Raw genomic sequence first — 13882 nt, forward strand, 5'->3', positions numbered from 1 at the left:
GTCGCTCCTTAGAGAGTTTTGAGCCAGACGCCGTCAGCGTCGATGGCGTCGATGGTGCCGATCTGAAGCAGCGCGCCGGCCGTCAGGGTGAAGGTGTCGTCGGCGCTGGCGTAGACAGCAGCGCCGATGTTGGCGACGGTTGAGCCGGCGAGCGTGATGATGCGCACGTCCTTCTCGACCTTGACGTACTGGTCGCCGGTCGCGCCGCCCGTGTTGTCGATGCGCTCCTCGGCAAAGCCCATGAGCTTCACGGCGCTAGCGTGGCCAGCCGGGACCGCCTCCTTGTTGGCTGTGATACCGACAGCAGCGCCGCCGAAGATCACGATATTGGTCAGGACGGGGTAACCGTAAGCGCGCGTGTGACCCGGCTTCTTCTTCGCGCGGATATCGTTGCTAGCTGCCATGATCAGTTGCCCTTTCCATGCAGTGCCTTGGCCGTCGCGGCGTAGGCTGTCGGGTCCATGCCCATCATGGCCATGACCTTGTCGTCTTCGGCCGTCATCGTGCCGCCATTATCGGGCAACGTGCGACCACCGAGACCGCCGGCATTCAGCGACGGCATCACCTTCAGCTCGGTCTCGACTTCGGTAGGGTTTTTCATGTGACGGGCGATCATGTGATCGCGCAGCGCCGGGATGACCTTGCCAGCCTCGATCGCCGTATCGATCGCCGACTGGGCCTTTCCCTGGGCAGTGGTTGTCGCCAGCGTGGTAAGCTGCGACTGCATGGAGACGAGCTGCGTCTTCAGCTCGGCGTTCTCGGCCTCGGCGGCTGTCGCCTTGCCGCGCGACTGGATCGCGGTGACCAGGACGTCGGGAGCGGTGTCGGATGCAACGCCGGCGGCTTCAGCGATCCGCGACATCAAGGCGGCGGTGGCCGTCTGGTTGGTCGCTACGACGGCCTGCGCCGCGTGAGCTGCCTTGACGGCAACCATGACGGCGGCCTCGTCGGCAGTTTCGGGAAGGCCAAGCGCCTTCCGCAATTCTTCGAGCATTGCATTCTCCCTTTGAGAGTGAAGTGATTTCAAAACATTGAGGTTGGGATCGTTGGTCAGCGAGACACGCAGCATTCGGCAGATCTTGAAGGGCTTCGCCACCGAGTGGTGAAAGACGGGCGACAGGAAACCGTACTCACGGCTCGAAACCATGCGCTCGCCCTCGGGTGTCCACTCGACACGACCGTAGAGGCCGTCATCGAGCTTCTGCAGAGCGACAATCCAGCCGCGCGCAGGCGATGAATGACCCTGCTTTCCGGCCAAATCGGTAGAGTGGTTCTCATCGACGGCGAGCTTGACGCCTTCTTTCTCGAAAAGCGCGATCAACGCATCCATGTCAGGCGCGGCGTACGGGCCACGACCGTCAACACCCTTGAACTCGCCAGACGGCAAGAGGTGCAGCCACTCCGGCGCTGTGGCGCCGGCCTGATTGAGAGAGCGGATGATTGAGTTGATTGCCTTTTCCATGACACGAGAAATGCCATGTCGCAGTGCGCGATATCATGCCCGCGAAGGCGGGCGGCAGGCTTGATGGATATTTTAAGGGGAGAGTTAGGGCCGCGTGACGTATCGGCCAACGAAGTCGAAGACGATCTCGGAAATCGCGGTCTCGTCATCGTTCGATATACCGAGGAACGGGCGAGCGGGCAAGGTCACACTGTCGGTCTGTATCAACCGGCCGCCCATACGGAAGAAAAGATGCGAGGCATTTTTCGGGGTAATGGTCGCTCCGAACTGGTGAGCTGCAGCGTAAATGGTGTTGGTGCCGACCCGAACTTCATCGTTGCTGGCCTGCGCGTTGATGCTGTCGCGAAGCCGGCCGCTCTCAGTTAGGATGCGGGAGTTGCGCTTATCCTCGGCGTACGTCGTGTTGAGCGTCTGCCAAGCTTGCCCTTCCGGATCAGTTTGGGTGACGAAACGCATATGCGTCGATCCGACCAGCTCGACGCCGATCGCCGACATAAGCGGCCGGGTGTTCCCGCCCATTGCCCGCTCAAGCTGCTCGAAGGCGCGGCGGACTTTGGCGTCGGAGATCGTGACGGAGATTGCGACGCCACTCATCGGGCGACCTCGCTGCGAAGTTTGCCCAGGTGAAGCTGTGTCCGTTTCCCGTCCTTCACGACATCGACGTCTGCCGACCAGGTCTTGCCGTCCAGATCCTTGGTGACAGTGAACGCGCCCTTGCCCTTCCGGGTCACCTTGCCGCCGCGCATAAGCCGGCGCGGAACGGTGGCATATTCGTTGGCCTCGATCGGGCCGATGTCGAGACTGCGCACGGTCTCGGCCAAAAGACGCAACTCGGTGGAGGCGGCAGTGCCGAGCTGCGCCGCGACGTTCTTGTCAACAATGCCAGCTGGTGTCCAGCTCGTGTCCGGCCATTTTCCTCGGAGCGACGACTGGATGAACGCGGCCACCGTCGCCTCCGATGCGGTGACAGGTGTCGGACCTGGTGCAGTCTGATCAAGCCAGACCTTGCCCGGATTGTAATTGAAAGACGGATCGATGCCGAGCGGCTGATCGGTGCCGAGCTGGTCGAGATCCGGAGCACGATCGGGACCAGACTTGCCGAGGCGGCGAAGACGTTGACGCGAGACCGGCGTGACGAAGCAACCGCAGCCGAAACCGTTCGGTGGATACATCGAGTTCCAAACCGGGTCGTCGGCCGCATAGCACTTGCCATCCCATGCCTTGTGCTGAAGACGAGGATGGAGCGAGCCGGAATGATTGTATTGCCAATATGGAAACGTGGCGAGCGTATCCGGCTCGGTCATCTGGGCATAGCGGCCGGCAGCATAGGCGGTGCGCAGGTTGGTCTCGAAGATGGTACGGGTGCGCCAGCCCCGATCGCCGTTGTAAGACCAGCCATGCTTTTTGACGATCTGGTCGAAGCCGCTGCGGAAATCCGCAAGCGTGGTGCCGTTCTCAAGAGCCTTGGCGATCTCCGCCTGGAAGTCCGCGACCAGGGCGGCAGAATTGGCGCCGGCGACCATGAACATCTTCGAATGGGCACCATCCCAGACGTCGCGCCAGCTCTTCGTCGGGGTCGCCGTCTTCTGCCGGAAAAAGTCGATCGCTTCCGAAAACGGAAGGTCCAGCGCAGAGATGGTAGAAGCCATGCGAGCAACGACCAACCCCATCAATTTTGAAGCCGTTTTGAAGCCCTTGGACGCGATTGAGCCGCTCGCGGGCGTGACAGTCGGCGAACGCGCGTCTGAGAGGCTCTGTGAGCCGCTATTCATTCGTCCCTCGAAGGTCGTCGATCAGCGATGCTTGGCCAGCCAGATGCGCCAACGCCATGCCCCGCGCCATCGCTTCTGTGAGGTCATCGGTGGAAAGCTCGAGCTTTGCCAAACGCTCGGCGACATCGCGCAGATCCGTCGCTGTCATCAGCACCTTGCGGACCTCGTCAACCATGCCGCCGACCGCGCCGGCCGCATCCCGTTCCAATCGCTCGGTTAGGCTGTCGATCAGATCGTCATTCGACGAACGGCTATGTGCGGATTTTTCGAAAAGGCCATTGAAGGCGCTGTGAACCGTCTTTTCCGGCTTGTCGGTTTTCGCGGGCGAGATGATTGGATCGTCGACTGCGGCAGGTGCCGGTGTTCGGCCGCCAACAAGGATGGCTTGCGCCTTCGGCGTCGGGATACCCATGCGATCGCGCAGGAAGCTTTCGTCGGCCGTGAGGCCGAGTGGTGCCAGTTTCTGGAAGGCATCGGCGAAATCCTTGAGTGGCACTTCGTCCGGACGGCCAATCCGGATTGTCGGGTAATGATCCTGCGGACCGAAGTTGAAGGCAACGATATTCGGGATCAGCTGTATGTTCAGTGTGGATGACAGGTTCATCGCGTCGGCACGCTCGATGTCTTCCTGGACGAGACGGTGCTCCTGGCTGACGGCATGGCCACCGGAGACCGCGTCCGTGGTCGTGGTCTGGCCGAGAACAAGCTTCGAGATCTGGCGATCGTGCCAGTCTGCGCGCCGCTCATACATATCGGTGGAGGTGCCTTTCGACCCGACCTCGGTCAGTTCGATCATCATTTCTCTGGGGAGGATCGCGGCGCAGTCGCCGGCGATGCCACTCACGGCGCGCCAGAGCACGTCCTTCTCGGCTTCGGTGGCACCACGCCCATACTTACCGATGCGGATCGGCTGACCAAAATTCTGGCAGAAGATCGCCCAGTCTTTGACGGTGAATGCTTTAAACATCCACGCCCAGCACGCAACGCGGGCAACGCCCGATCGGATTGTCAGACCGGACTTCGTCTTGTGCCGGTGGACGACAAACTTGTGAGGAGCGAGTGGCTCGCCGGATACGCCCTCGCGCAACAGCACGGTTTCGCCATCGCCCTGGTCAAAGGTGAACCAGCGCTGGGTTCGCCAGATAAGTTCGCGTGGCAGCAGGTTGCCATGGCGGACCTGCCAGTCGATCTCCATCACCGACAGGCCCTTGCCGATGGCGTCGAGGATGTCGAAGAGAGAGGAGCGGAGCACGTCGTCATCAATCCACGACTGCACCAGGGCGGCATGCTTCTGGTGCTCGGGACTGTCGGACGCTGCCTTGACGCTGATCGGAAGCTGCGCCACCGATCGCTTGCGGGTCGCCATGACGGCGGCGTAGTGCAGGTCGCGCTCCTCGATGTCCTCGGCCAGCTCGAAGTAGCTTTCCGGTTCGCCGTTCGCGGCGGCGCGCAGAATGCTCGACAGGCGCATCGGTGTCAGCCCATCGGCAGGATGGCCGGCGAAGGGATTGCGCACGCTCCCCATGCGCCCCTCGGCGACCTGTTCCATCAGCTCCCGGCCGAGAACAACCCGACCAAGCCAGTCCCTGAATGACGCCATCACAGCGATCCTCTCATGTAGATATCGACAGACCGGCGACGATCGTCATCGAGCGGCGGGCCGCCATTGTGGCCCGTGCCGTTCGATATGCCGGTGTTGCGGTTGGTTTCGTACTCGTAGGCGATGGCGTCCTGGTTGCTCGCAAACCATGCAAGCGCGCCAGCCGGCGCAGTATCGCCATGGCGGTCATAGCCATCGACACCCTTGGTCGAATGGCCGTCCGGAACCTTGATGATGCCGTTGACGTAGGAGAGCGCCTGGTGGTCGGCCAGGACGTCGGCGTCGAAGGGCAGTAACAGGCTCTTGTCGCCGAAGGCTTCGATGTATGCCGGCATGTTCACCGAATACCATTTGGCCGACAGCATCACTTCATGGATGCATTCGCCCCAGCGTTGACGCGCCTTTTCCGCGAGGTACTGGCCGTTGCCTCTCGCATCGAGCGCGCCGCCCGACAGTCGCGGCAGGGCATCACCGATATAGAAGAGAATGTCGCGCTGCTGATCGAACGGAATGTTCTTCAGCTCGACCGTGAGCCGGGCGCGGCGGATCAGGTCCGCGCCGATCTCAAAGACAATGATCGCCGTCTTGTCGCCTGATCGCGCAAAGTCTTCGCCAAAGACATGTTCGCGATCCGGATTGAGCGCACTTAAAAGCGGCTTCAAAATGCCTTCGCAGAATTCGTCGGCTTGCTCCTGCCGCTCGAAGTCGTCGAGGTTCTTGAAATCATCCGGCCGATCCCAGCGAACGACGGGCGGCAGATCGCGCGACATGCAGCTCTCGATTAGAACGCGGGTCAGCGCCGAGCCTTCGGACTCGGCCGGGATCGCGTCGAGTTCCTGCTTCATCTTCGCGGTGCGCGTGCCGTAGGCGCTGCGGATCTCCGCTTCCCAGGCGTCCTGCTTTTCCTGTGACCACTCCTCGCCCTTGATCAGGCAGACGCGCCGGTAAAGGCCGTTCTCGACGGCGTCGCCGAATGAATAGGTGTGGACCTTGAAACCGTTCTTGCCAGCCTCGGCTTCCTTGATCAGTTCGTTGAACGGGCTGTGGATGCCGTTATGCGAGGATATAATGCGGACCTTGCCGCCCCAGATAAGCAAAGCGCCGACAGCATCGACGACGCCGCGCACGTCGCGGTGGAATGCGGCTTCGTCGATGACGACGGTTCCCTGAAGGCCGCGGATGTTTTCCGGCCGCGAAGACAGCGCCTCGATTCGAAAGCCGGATGAAAAGCGGATGATGTAGCTGGAGATGGCCGTCGTGGTGCCGTCTGCCTTCTGGTCGAAGTAGATGCCATCCTCGATCGTCAGCATCTCTTTCGAAACGGTCTTGGCGAAATGCGCGGCATAGCCGATGAACTCGCGACCCTTTGGCTTGGTGTCCGGAATATAGAAGACGTTCTGACCACCCGCCGATCGGCGGCCCGCTGCGATGAGCGTGCAGTCGAGCGCCTCGGCGAATGTGATGCCCGTGCGTCGGCCCTTGGCGCAAATCTTCAACGTGCTTTCGTCGGCGATCCACTCCGACTGGTGAAGCATAAGGACGCCTTCGGCCAATGGGTCGAGGTCATCAGGGATGTCGCCGCCGCGCAAAAGACTATCCGGCAGAAGAGCCGGATCGAGGGGCATGACAGGTGGATCAATCCATTTGCCCTGCGGCAGGCCGGGTAACGATGCTTCAACCACGGGTAACCTCCATCACCTGCAGGCCGGTTCCCTGGCAGGCCTTACACTTCGCCTTTAGGTCGTAGCTGATCGTAGCGATCGAGCCATCCTTGCGCGTCGTGATACGTTTGATGCCGAGGCCAACGCCCCGGCACCGTGAACATGCTGGTGCTTCGACGGCAATGTCGGACATCATTCCTTGTCCTTCTTCTTCGGACGGACACCGAGGAATTCGCGCCGGGCGCGGGCAATCGCTTCCTTCGAAATACCCGGCTCGTTGGCAAGCGTGTCGAGCGCCTTCTCGGCATTGGCCTTCATGTCGGTCTCGACCTTGCGGAGCCTCTCCTCGGCTTCCAGCTTCTGGCGGCGATTCGAGCTGCTCACCTGGGCGGCCGATGCAGCGCGCAACGCGTTCGCCAATTCCATAGCGCCCTTCGGATCAAGGCCTGCTTCGCCCTTCGCTTGAAGGATTTCGAAGATCAGCGTTTTGATCGCCTCGGCCGAGATCAACGTCAGCTCATCGGAGCCGGCCGCGTCCATGCGCTGCGAGAGTGTGGCGGCGATTTCGCGGGTCTGTTCCATCCTGCGGGAAAGGATCGCAAGCTTGATCGAATAGCGGTTGAAGGCCGAGAATGACGGGATGTCGAAGGCGATGCCCTGTTCGCCCTGGAGAGCAATGAGCTGCTGTTTGAACTCGCCATAGATCTCGACCTGCGTGCGCTCGCGATCGGCAAGTGCCTGGGCGGCCCAGCTGACGACAGCATCACATTCCTCGGGAAGCTGATCGATTGCGGTGAGACGGCCGCGCCCCTGGGCCATGGTCAAACGCCCTGCTTCAGGGAAGGCTTTTTGATGCCTTCGATGAACCGCTCACGGCGCAGGTGCGCCCAGCCGGCCGGCAACAAGGTGGCGATCTTGACGGAGCCGGCATCGACGACGGCGATCGCGCCCATGTTCGCCATCCAATCGAGCTGCTGGTGGATCCACACACGGTCCTGATAGATCGCAAAGACGCGCAGCGCAGGTTCCATCATGCTCGACGACAAGCTTTCGTTGGCTTGTATCGACAGCTCTTTCAAAAGGACCAGGCGCGCTTCCTCGCGGGTCATTTCGGCATAATCAATGCCAAGGTTCGTCATGCTGCATTCCTCGCCTGCTCAATAAGGACGTCCTGCAGGCGTTCGCCGATCGCCTGGATTGGTTTCAGCCGCTCATCCATTGCGGAGAAGCGGCCGGCTAGTGTCGCGTCCTGGGCGTCAAGTCGGCCCATGATCTGCGCCATGGTCATCTCGATCCGATGCGTGGTGTCGCGATCGGGCAGATGCTTGATCTCGTTTTCGAGCGCCTGAATGCGTCGGTCGTATTCGACAAGTTTGCTCTCCGCCTTGCTAAGCCGCTCATCGAGCTTCTTCTCTCCGGCCGACAGGATCGTTCTGATGGCAGCAAACAGGTTGACCGAAGACAGCAGGAGGGCGATGAGGGCCGTGATATCGGACTGGTTGAAGCTCATCGCGCTTTCTCCGCCGCTTCATGCGTGTTCTGACAGGGCGTGCAGCGCCGCGCGGACGGGATAGCCTGACGCCGCGATGCGAGAATCGCGACGCCGCAATCATCGCAAAACTCCGAACCGGCGCGCTTCAGTGCACCTTTGGCGGCGTCGATGGCGGTTTGGCGCTCCCGATCGGCGAGGATCTCGGCAAGATCGAAGTTCGCTTCGTCGCTCATGGCGTGACCTCGGCAGCATCCACGGCGGCGACGCAAGCCTTGCGCCTGGTCTCGCCGATGTTGCGGGCGACACGATCGTTCGACCAGTTGATCAGGGTTTCATCCTGGGTGAGATCACGCGGGTTCTTCGGCATGACCGATAGCGCCGGCGTCTCCTTGCGGACCTCGGGTGGCAGGGTCGGACGAACCAGCCGCGTCACAACAATTGGATCGGGTCTCGGGTCACTTGGGGAGCAAGCCGACGCGATCAGCGGTAAGGCCGCGATCACTGCCGTTAGACAAAGCCGCATTTCGTTTTCTCACTTCTTCGAGTTCTTGGGTGGCGGCGTTGACGCGATCGGACGAATCGGCCTGAATTTCGAGTACGGCCTTGGCCTGATTTTCTTGCGCCTGGGCAACCTTGGCGTTGGCTCTGTCGATCTCGCCCTGCCAGTGTGCATCGCGCTCTTCGCGAACCTGCTGGCCGATCGAGGCGAGCGTGTCCTGAAACTTCGACACAGCGGCAAAGCCGAGGAAGGCAGCGCCGAGGAGCACGGCGCTGGTCGAAAGCGCCACGACGGCGACGGTGCCAAGCTTGATGCCGAACATCTCCATCAGTTCAGCTCCCCGTTCTGCGACATGATTTCCATGTCCTTGCTGCCGTAGTGGCGATGGATGCCCAGCGAGCCGCCGACCAGGAAGACAAGCGAAGGAATGGCAATCGTCGCGAACGCGACGGCTTCGCCCTGGAGGACAGCGCCGATGCCAAGCATGTAGATCAGCACCCAGGCCAAGCCCGAGGTCAGCCAGAGCTGTTGCTTCGATGTACGGTATGACGGCTTCTGCATGTCAGGCCGCCTTCGACAGATAGGGGTCGAGAGCAGCGAACGTTTCACGAGCGGCGATACCATCGACCGTCAGACCGCGCGCACGCTGGAAGAGCTTCAGCGCAGCTTCCGTGCCCGCGCCGAAATCAGCGTCGATCGACAACAGGTAAAAGCCCGCCGCAGCGAGTGCCCGCTGCAGATCCTCGACACGGGCTCCGGACATGCCACGACGAAGCGTTGCGGAAGCCTGCCGGCCCGATATCGCGTCCGCCTGGATGGTGGCGACGGCGATCTTCGCCTTCTTGAGAAAAGCAGCACGATCGGCGAGACCGTTGCGGCCACCGTTGATGACCTTGGTTCCGCCAATCAGATCGTCGGCGTCGGCATAGCGATTGAGGCTGTGTGTGGACCAGAAAAAGAAGACTGCCCAGCCCGCCCAGGGGAACGCCGCGACAAGCTCGGGATTGGCGACAAAGTCGGGGCAGTTGCTGACGATGCCGCGCAGCCAAGCGGTGAAGGCCGCATAATTGGCACGACCTGTGAGCTGGATCGGGCCTCGACCCTTGTAGCGCTTGCCGTCTCCGGGGTTGGAATTACCGAGGTCGGAACGGCCTTCATAGGTAGCGCCGCTGGCATATTCTTCCGTGGTGCAGAAGCTATCGCTCTCGTGGGCTGTCTGGGCGAGCAGATGTGCAATACGCAGCTGCGTGTTGACCTCGAAGCGATCGAGCAGCGGCGGCAGCATCTCGGCGAACTGGTTGATGACGGAAGTCTGGCGCGTGGCCTTGCCGGAAACCTTCGGCACGATGGCGGAAAGAACGCTGGCGTCAATGCGCGCCGTCAAGCGCTGGTCGAGAGAAGACATGAAAAAAGCCCCATTACGAATATTGGGACCAATTTACTCACCAGCACTCTGGGCTTTAAGGAACGGACGTGGGGGTCAGAACATTTCGATCTGCCGAGGATCTTTTTTCCTGCCGCCAATCGGCTTCGGCACGCGGCTGAATATCCGTTCAACGCCGCTTTCGGTCAAGCCCAAACGACGAGCGATCATCGCATTGCTCTCGCCCTGAGCGCGATAATGGTTCGCACGAAACTCGCGGGCGAGCGGAACACTTATATACTCGCCCGAAAACATATTGGAAAGGCGGGCGGTATTTTCCGACCCTATTTCGGAGGAAAGCTTCGAAGCCGGAGCGTTCTTCGGGATATAGAGACGGATGCCTCCATGAACTTCGATAAGCTTCAAAAAGCCTTCTTCGCCAAGCGCGTCCATCAGTTCATCGGTCAGCTCGCTCACTGGCGTCTCCCGAGGTCAAGCTGAAGTTCAAGTCGGATCTGCTTGGCGCGGAGCTGCTGTAGCTTCTGCTCGCGGCCTATCCGGGTGCGAGCATCGACGCCGCCTCTTTGAAGCTTCTTTGAAAGCAGTTCGCACTCGGCCTTAACGCTGGCCAACTCGGTACTATCAAACAGGGGCATCGCAGTTGTCATCGTCATGCTCCTTCGAAGAGGGGCAAGGTCTGGACGATCTCACCGGCCTTGCGCGCAGCAGCGCGACGGGCGGCTTCACCAGGGCTTGCCAGTGCCATGTCGGAATTCCGGGTGTATCGATCCTGCATGCCGGGTGGCAGGTGCCAGACCTCGGAACGAAGGTCGTTGCGGCCGGCGTCTGCAGCGAACCAAATGAACCAGGCGTAATCGGTCGCGCTGCTGGCCTCGGGATCCCAGACGCCCTCTATCATCGCGACGCGCTCGGAGAACGGGCAGAAGAAGCGTGCAGGCCGGGGACCGTGGATAGTCCGGTACCGATCCTGCCCGCAAAGCCAGCTAAGACGGCATAGGAAGGCAACGCCCTCGGTGGCGATCGAGAGTGCGCGATCGAGAAACCGTTCGGCGATGTTGAAGGGTGGATTGCAGAAGATCCAGTCGGGAACCGCGTGACCGTCTGCGACCAGGCTGTCGCGGGTCTCGAAGGTGAAGTCGCGGATCTCGGGATTGATACCCCAATCCTCGACGTCGGAATAATCGACGGCGGAAAAGGACTCGAGCAATGGCGCGATCATGTGGCCGCCGCCGGCGGCGGGATCTCGCACCCGCTTGCCCGATGTCTCGATGCCATACGGGCGCAATACTTCATTGATGACGGTGCGCGTCGCCCAGGGCGGCGTCGGGAAGAAATCCAGCGACCCTTTCGGGTGCTTGCGGGAAGCCATCACATTCGGTGCGCCACGAAGGTCGGACATCGATCAGACCTCCCGAGGCGGCGGTGGAAGGAAGATGTCGATATCGCCCATGGCATGCGTTTCGCCATCGAGAACGATTGACTGGCGGAGAGAGGCAAGGCGCTCCTCGGCGTCTGTCCAGGAGTTGGCCGCAAGCATGAATGAGAACTTGCGACCCTGGTGAATGAAAACACAGACGTAGAGCAGCTCGGCCCGACCGTGCGGATCTTGCACGGTCGGCCTGGGCGACGTGTCGCGCGGGTGAAACGAAATCACGGTGTTCATGCCGTCCCGCCCTTCGCGGCCCTGATACGGACGCCGAGCACGTTCATGACCTTCTGCCAATCGCCGGCGGTCATCTCCTGCAGGAGCTTCTTCCCGATCAGGACAAAGACTTCCTCATCAAAGCCCTTTCGCGTCATGATCGATGCGCCCGGTGTGAGGATCTTCCACTGCGCCCAGGCAACCTTGCCGCCGTCCTGCGACAACCAGTCGTAACCGTTGGTGTTGCCGTAGCTGACGCCGGCCTCACGGCGGAGCCATCCCTTCAGCGCCTCGATTGCGCGCTTGGCGTCATTGGCGTCCGTCAAGAACCGTGTGTGGTCGATGCCGCTCTGGCGCTTTACGAAAGAGAGGAGCGCGGCGTCATCCCGATCGCGGACAATGCCCAGGTTCCACGCGGCGATCCAGAGCGCCTGCAGCTTTTTGGCGAATTTTCCGGTGAGTTGCTGGCGACCGTTGGCTCGACGGGCTGTCGGTACCGGTGCAAAGCCCTCACTCCGGAAGACGGTGAGAACCTGCTGACGCTCCGGTTCGCTCATGTCCTTGACGGAATGCTTGCCTGTGATCCGGGCAAGCTTGGCGCGATAGGTGTCGTCGTCGAGGCCGAGCTGCTTCTTGGCGACGTGGATGGCGGCGATCGAGCTGGTCATTCGCTGTCTCCTCGATAGGTGAGCTGCAGCGCGGGAGCAGGCAGCGCTAGCGGCTTGGCGGGTGCCTTCGACGCCTTCTTGGGCCGATCGGCTTCCTTCTGCTGCCTGAGGGTCCGCTCAAGGTCGTTGAGGAGATAACCTGCCTCGCTGTGATCGGTGCTCTCGATCTCGATGCGGATCACGGTTTTGCCGGCCTTCGTCGTCGCGCTGTAGGACTTGAGGCGGCAAGGTTCGCTGAAGAAAATGCTGGTCATTCAGGTACCCGCTTTCCGCACAACTCAGGGCAGATTGCCTCGCAGATATAGGTGGACTGGTCGGCCGAGTAGATGCTCGCACGGCTCCTGTCGGCCGCAGCGATGCGGAAGAAAACCTTGTTTCCGTCGATCAGCGATGACGATCCATAAAGATGAGCACCAACATGGATCTCTGAACCACGGACACGGCGCACGCCGGCCAAGCCGTCATCCGCTGGCGGGAAAAACTGCGGAACGACCTTCCGGAGATCGACGCCACCGGTCGAACGGAGCGTCATCGAGCCGTCCTTATGGACTTTGATAGAAACGGATTTGGTTGGCTTGCGGCTCATGGATGAACCTCCGAGCGAACGTGCTCGATCGGCGTGTCCGGATGGCTTCGCCAGTCCGGCCAAGTCCGCGCCTGGTTGACGGCGTGCTTCGACCGTATGCCGTCGATGATCTCTGCAGGGCTCTTGCCGATCCGGATCAGGCCGTTAACTGCCAGCAACAGAACATCAATCCATTCCTTCGGGTCAGTCGGATCGGCCTCGATCTCTAACAGCTCCTTGCGGATATGGGCGATCGTGCCCGCAGTCCGCTCGCCGGGTCCGAAGGTGGCAACATTCCAGCTTGCGAAGTCGGCAAGGAACGAAGTGTCGATGGTCCGGTCAGCAACGCCCCTTAACCGCTTGGCCAACTCACCCATGAATTGCGCATACTCCGGATCTAGCATCTCGCGCGACTGCATCCGGCATTGGCCGGCGAAGTCTTCGAGGGACCACTGCTCAAAGCGGCCGCTTTCGATTTCCGGCACTTCGGCTCGCGGCGCATTCAAAGCGTCGCGAGCGGCGTCGAATACAGGGCCGTCGAGATTGCGGGCACCGTGTTTGTCAAAAACGTCGCGGTTTAGAAGAGCCAAGTCGGCCCAGTCGATGATCGCCTGAAGGCGCGCGCGGAAGATAGCTTCGCTCATGACGTCGCCCTCGCCATTCCGATCGCGACTTTCGTCAGGTTGATCTCAGCCAAGGTGCTGGTGCCATCTTCGTCGATCGTCGTTACGCGGGCGAAGCTCGCGCCATCATGTTCGACGATGTCAAAGCCTTCCTCCTGGAAGGCGCTGACGATCTTTCGTTCGTAGTCCGAGGAGGTCCAGCTTGTGAGGCGCGCTTTGGTGCGGCTGTCCATTACGCACCTACCTTTTCGACGTCGATGGTGTTCTCGACCACGATCGAGATGCCAGCATCACGAACGACGCCGTATCCCTCGACAAAATCGCTAGGATCAAAGTCATAGCCCTGGGCGGCAAGGCGCGCGATACGCTCGGCGTGCTGTTCAATCGCGCCGTCGCCGACGCCATAGTCCCTGATGCTCTGGTTGAATTCGTCCATGAGGGGAGCGAGCTTGTTCTCATCGATGTGGACATGGATCGTCTGCGTGACTTCAAATCTGAACTTCTTCATCTCCAA

Annotated in this window: 25 protein-coding genes; all 25 read right to left on the bottom strand. The window is 61.0% G+C overall.

The genetic code is table 11. The features are described 5' to 3' along the window. Positions 1–8: 8 nt before the first annotated feature. The 25 genes from GVL52_RS18470 to GVL52_RS18590 all read right to left on the bottom strand — a co-directional run bounded on the left by GVL52_RS18470 (position 9) and on the right by GVL52_RS18590 (position 13876). Complete coding sequence (locus GVL52_RS18470) at positions 9–404, bottom strand: hypothetical protein (RefSeq protein ID WP_160009784.1); 396 nt, start codon at positions 402–404, stop codon at positions 9–11. Between the two features lie 2 nt (positions 405–406). Next, positions 407–1462 (bottom strand): phage protease, encoded by a 1056-nt coding sequence (locus GVL52_RS18475; RefSeq protein WP_160009786.1) that lies wholly within the window; start codon positions 1460–1462, stop codon positions 407–409. Positions 1463–1546: 84 nt separating this feature from the next. Next, entirely contained in the window at positions 1547–2056 is a 510-nt protein-coding gene (locus tag GVL52_RS18480) for a phage virion morphogenesis protein (RefSeq protein ID WP_160009788.1), read from the bottom strand. Beyond that, positions 2053–3111, bottom strand: coding sequence for a phage minor head protein (locus tag GVL52_RS18485; protein ID WP_160009790.1), 1059 nt, complete (start codon positions 3109–3111; stop codon positions 2053–2055). Before GVL52_RS18485 ends, GVL52_RS18480 begins: the two co-directional genes overlap by 4 nt. A gap of 115 nt (positions 3112–3226) precedes the next feature. Continuing rightward, complete coding sequence (locus GVL52_RS18490) at positions 3227–4834, bottom strand: DUF935 domain-containing protein (RefSeq protein ID WP_160009792.1); 1608 nt, start codon at positions 4832–4834, stop codon at positions 3227–3229. Continuing rightward, positions 4834–6459: a hypothetical protein gene (locus GVL52_RS18495; protein WP_244619230.1), complete on the bottom strand. Its 1626-nt coding sequence runs from the start codon at positions 6457–6459 to the stop codon at positions 4834–4836. The genes GVL52_RS18490 and GVL52_RS18495 overlap by 1 nt, the downstream gene beginning before the upstream one ends. Before the next feature lie 49 nt (positions 6460–6508). Beyond that, positions 6509–6688, bottom strand: a complete 180-nt coding sequence (locus tag GVL52_RS18500; RefSeq protein ID WP_160009796.1) for a hypothetical protein — start codon at positions 6686–6688, stop codon at positions 6509–6511. Further along, positions 6688–7314, bottom strand: a complete 627-nt coding sequence (locus GVL52_RS18505; RefSeq protein WP_160009798.1) for a phage protein Gp27 family protein — start codon at positions 7312–7314, stop codon at positions 6688–6690. Before GVL52_RS18505 ends, GVL52_RS18500 begins: the two co-directional genes overlap by 1 nt. Positions 7315–7316: 2 nt before the next feature. Next, positions 7317–7604 (bottom strand): hypothetical protein, encoded by a 288-nt coding sequence (locus GVL52_RS18510; protein WP_244619227.1) that lies wholly within the window; start codon positions 7602–7604, stop codon positions 7317–7319. Between the two features lie 26 nt (positions 7605–7630). Continuing rightward, on the bottom strand, positions 7631–8005 hold the full coding sequence (locus tag GVL52_RS18515; RefSeq protein WP_160009802.1) for a DUF2730 family protein: 375 nt from the start codon (positions 8003–8005) through the stop codon (positions 7631–7633). Next, positions 8002–8220 (bottom strand): TraR/DksA C4-type zinc finger protein, encoded by a 219-nt coding sequence (locus GVL52_RS18520; protein WP_160009804.1) that lies wholly within the window; start codon positions 8218–8220, stop codon positions 8002–8004. The genes GVL52_RS18515 and GVL52_RS18520 overlap by 4 nt, the downstream gene beginning before the upstream one ends. Then, entirely contained in the window at positions 8217–8420 is a 204-nt protein-coding gene (locus GVL52_RS18525) for a hypothetical protein (protein ID WP_160009806.1), read from the bottom strand. Before GVL52_RS18525 ends, GVL52_RS18520 begins: the two co-directional genes overlap by 4 nt. 22 nt (positions 8421–8442) lie before the next feature. Further along, positions 8443–8814, bottom strand: a complete 372-nt coding sequence (locus GVL52_RS18530) for a hypothetical protein (protein WP_160009808.1) — start codon at positions 8812–8814, stop codon at positions 8443–8445. Further along, on the bottom strand, positions 8814–9047 hold the full coding sequence (locus GVL52_RS18535; protein WP_160009810.1) for an NAD(P)+ transhydrogenase beta chain: 234 nt from the start codon (positions 9045–9047) through the stop codon (positions 8814–8816). Before GVL52_RS18535 ends, GVL52_RS18530 begins: the two co-directional genes overlap by 1 nt. Before the next feature lies 1 nt (position 9048). After that, positions 9049–9891, bottom strand: coding sequence for a peptidoglycan-binding protein (locus GVL52_RS18540; protein ID WP_160009812.1), 843 nt, complete (start codon positions 9889–9891; stop codon positions 9049–9051). A gap of 75 nt (positions 9892–9966) precedes the next feature. Next, positions 9967–10326, bottom strand: a complete 360-nt coding sequence (locus GVL52_RS18545) for a hypothetical protein (protein WP_160009814.1) — start codon at positions 10324–10326, stop codon at positions 9967–9969. Next, positions 10323–10517, bottom strand: coding sequence for a hypothetical protein (locus tag GVL52_RS18550; protein ID WP_160009816.1), 195 nt, complete (start codon positions 10515–10517; stop codon positions 10323–10325). The genes GVL52_RS18545 and GVL52_RS18550 overlap by 4 nt, the downstream gene beginning before the upstream one ends. A 2-nt stretch (positions 10518–10519) precedes the next feature. Continuing rightward, a complete protein-coding gene (locus GVL52_RS18555) occupies positions 10520–11269 on the bottom strand; it encodes an SAM-dependent DNA methyltransferase (protein WP_160009818.1) in 750 nt (249 codons plus the stop codon). 3 nt (positions 11270–11272) lie between these two features. Beyond that, complete coding sequence (locus GVL52_RS18560; protein ID WP_160009820.1) at positions 11273–11533, bottom strand: hypothetical protein; 261 nt, start codon at positions 11531–11533, stop codon at positions 11273–11275. Then, positions 11530–12180 carry a gp16 family protein gene (locus GVL52_RS18565; protein WP_160009822.1) on the bottom strand — a complete coding sequence of 217 codons (651 nt, stop codon included), beginning with the start codon at positions 12178–12180 and terminating at the stop codon, positions 11530–11532. Before GVL52_RS18565 ends, GVL52_RS18560 begins: the two co-directional genes overlap by 4 nt. Further along, complete coding sequence (locus tag GVL52_RS18570) at positions 12177–12434, bottom strand: hypothetical protein (RefSeq protein WP_160009824.1); 258 nt, start codon at positions 12432–12434, stop codon at positions 12177–12179. Before GVL52_RS18570 ends, GVL52_RS18565 begins: the two co-directional genes overlap by 4 nt. Then, on the bottom strand, positions 12431–12766 hold the full coding sequence (locus GVL52_RS18575; protein WP_160009826.1) for a Mu transposase C-terminal domain-containing protein: 336 nt from the start codon (positions 12764–12766) through the stop codon (positions 12431–12433). The genes GVL52_RS18570 and GVL52_RS18575 overlap by 4 nt, the downstream gene beginning before the upstream one ends. Then, entirely contained in the window at positions 12763–13389 is a 627-nt protein-coding gene (locus tag GVL52_RS30430) for a dATP/dGTP pyrophosphohydrolase domain-containing protein (protein WP_200847853.1), read from the bottom strand. The genes GVL52_RS18575 and GVL52_RS30430 overlap by 4 nt, the downstream gene beginning before the upstream one ends. Then, positions 13386–13601, bottom strand: coding sequence for a hypothetical protein (locus GVL52_RS18585; RefSeq protein WP_160009828.1), 216 nt, complete (start codon positions 13599–13601; stop codon positions 13386–13388). The genes GVL52_RS30430 and GVL52_RS18585 overlap by 4 nt, the downstream gene beginning before the upstream one ends. Further along, positions 13601–13876 (bottom strand): hypothetical protein, encoded by a 276-nt coding sequence (locus GVL52_RS18590; protein ID WP_160009830.1) that lies wholly within the window; start codon positions 13874–13876, stop codon positions 13601–13603. The genes GVL52_RS18585 and GVL52_RS18590 overlap by 1 nt, the downstream gene beginning before the upstream one ends. Positions 13877–13882: the final 6 nt, after the last annotated feature.

It is taken from the genome of Rhizobium sp. 18055 (genome assembly GCF_902706285.1).
Taxonomy (GTDB): Bacteria; Pseudomonadota; Alphaproteobacteria; order Rhizobiales; family Rhizobiaceae; genus Rhizobium.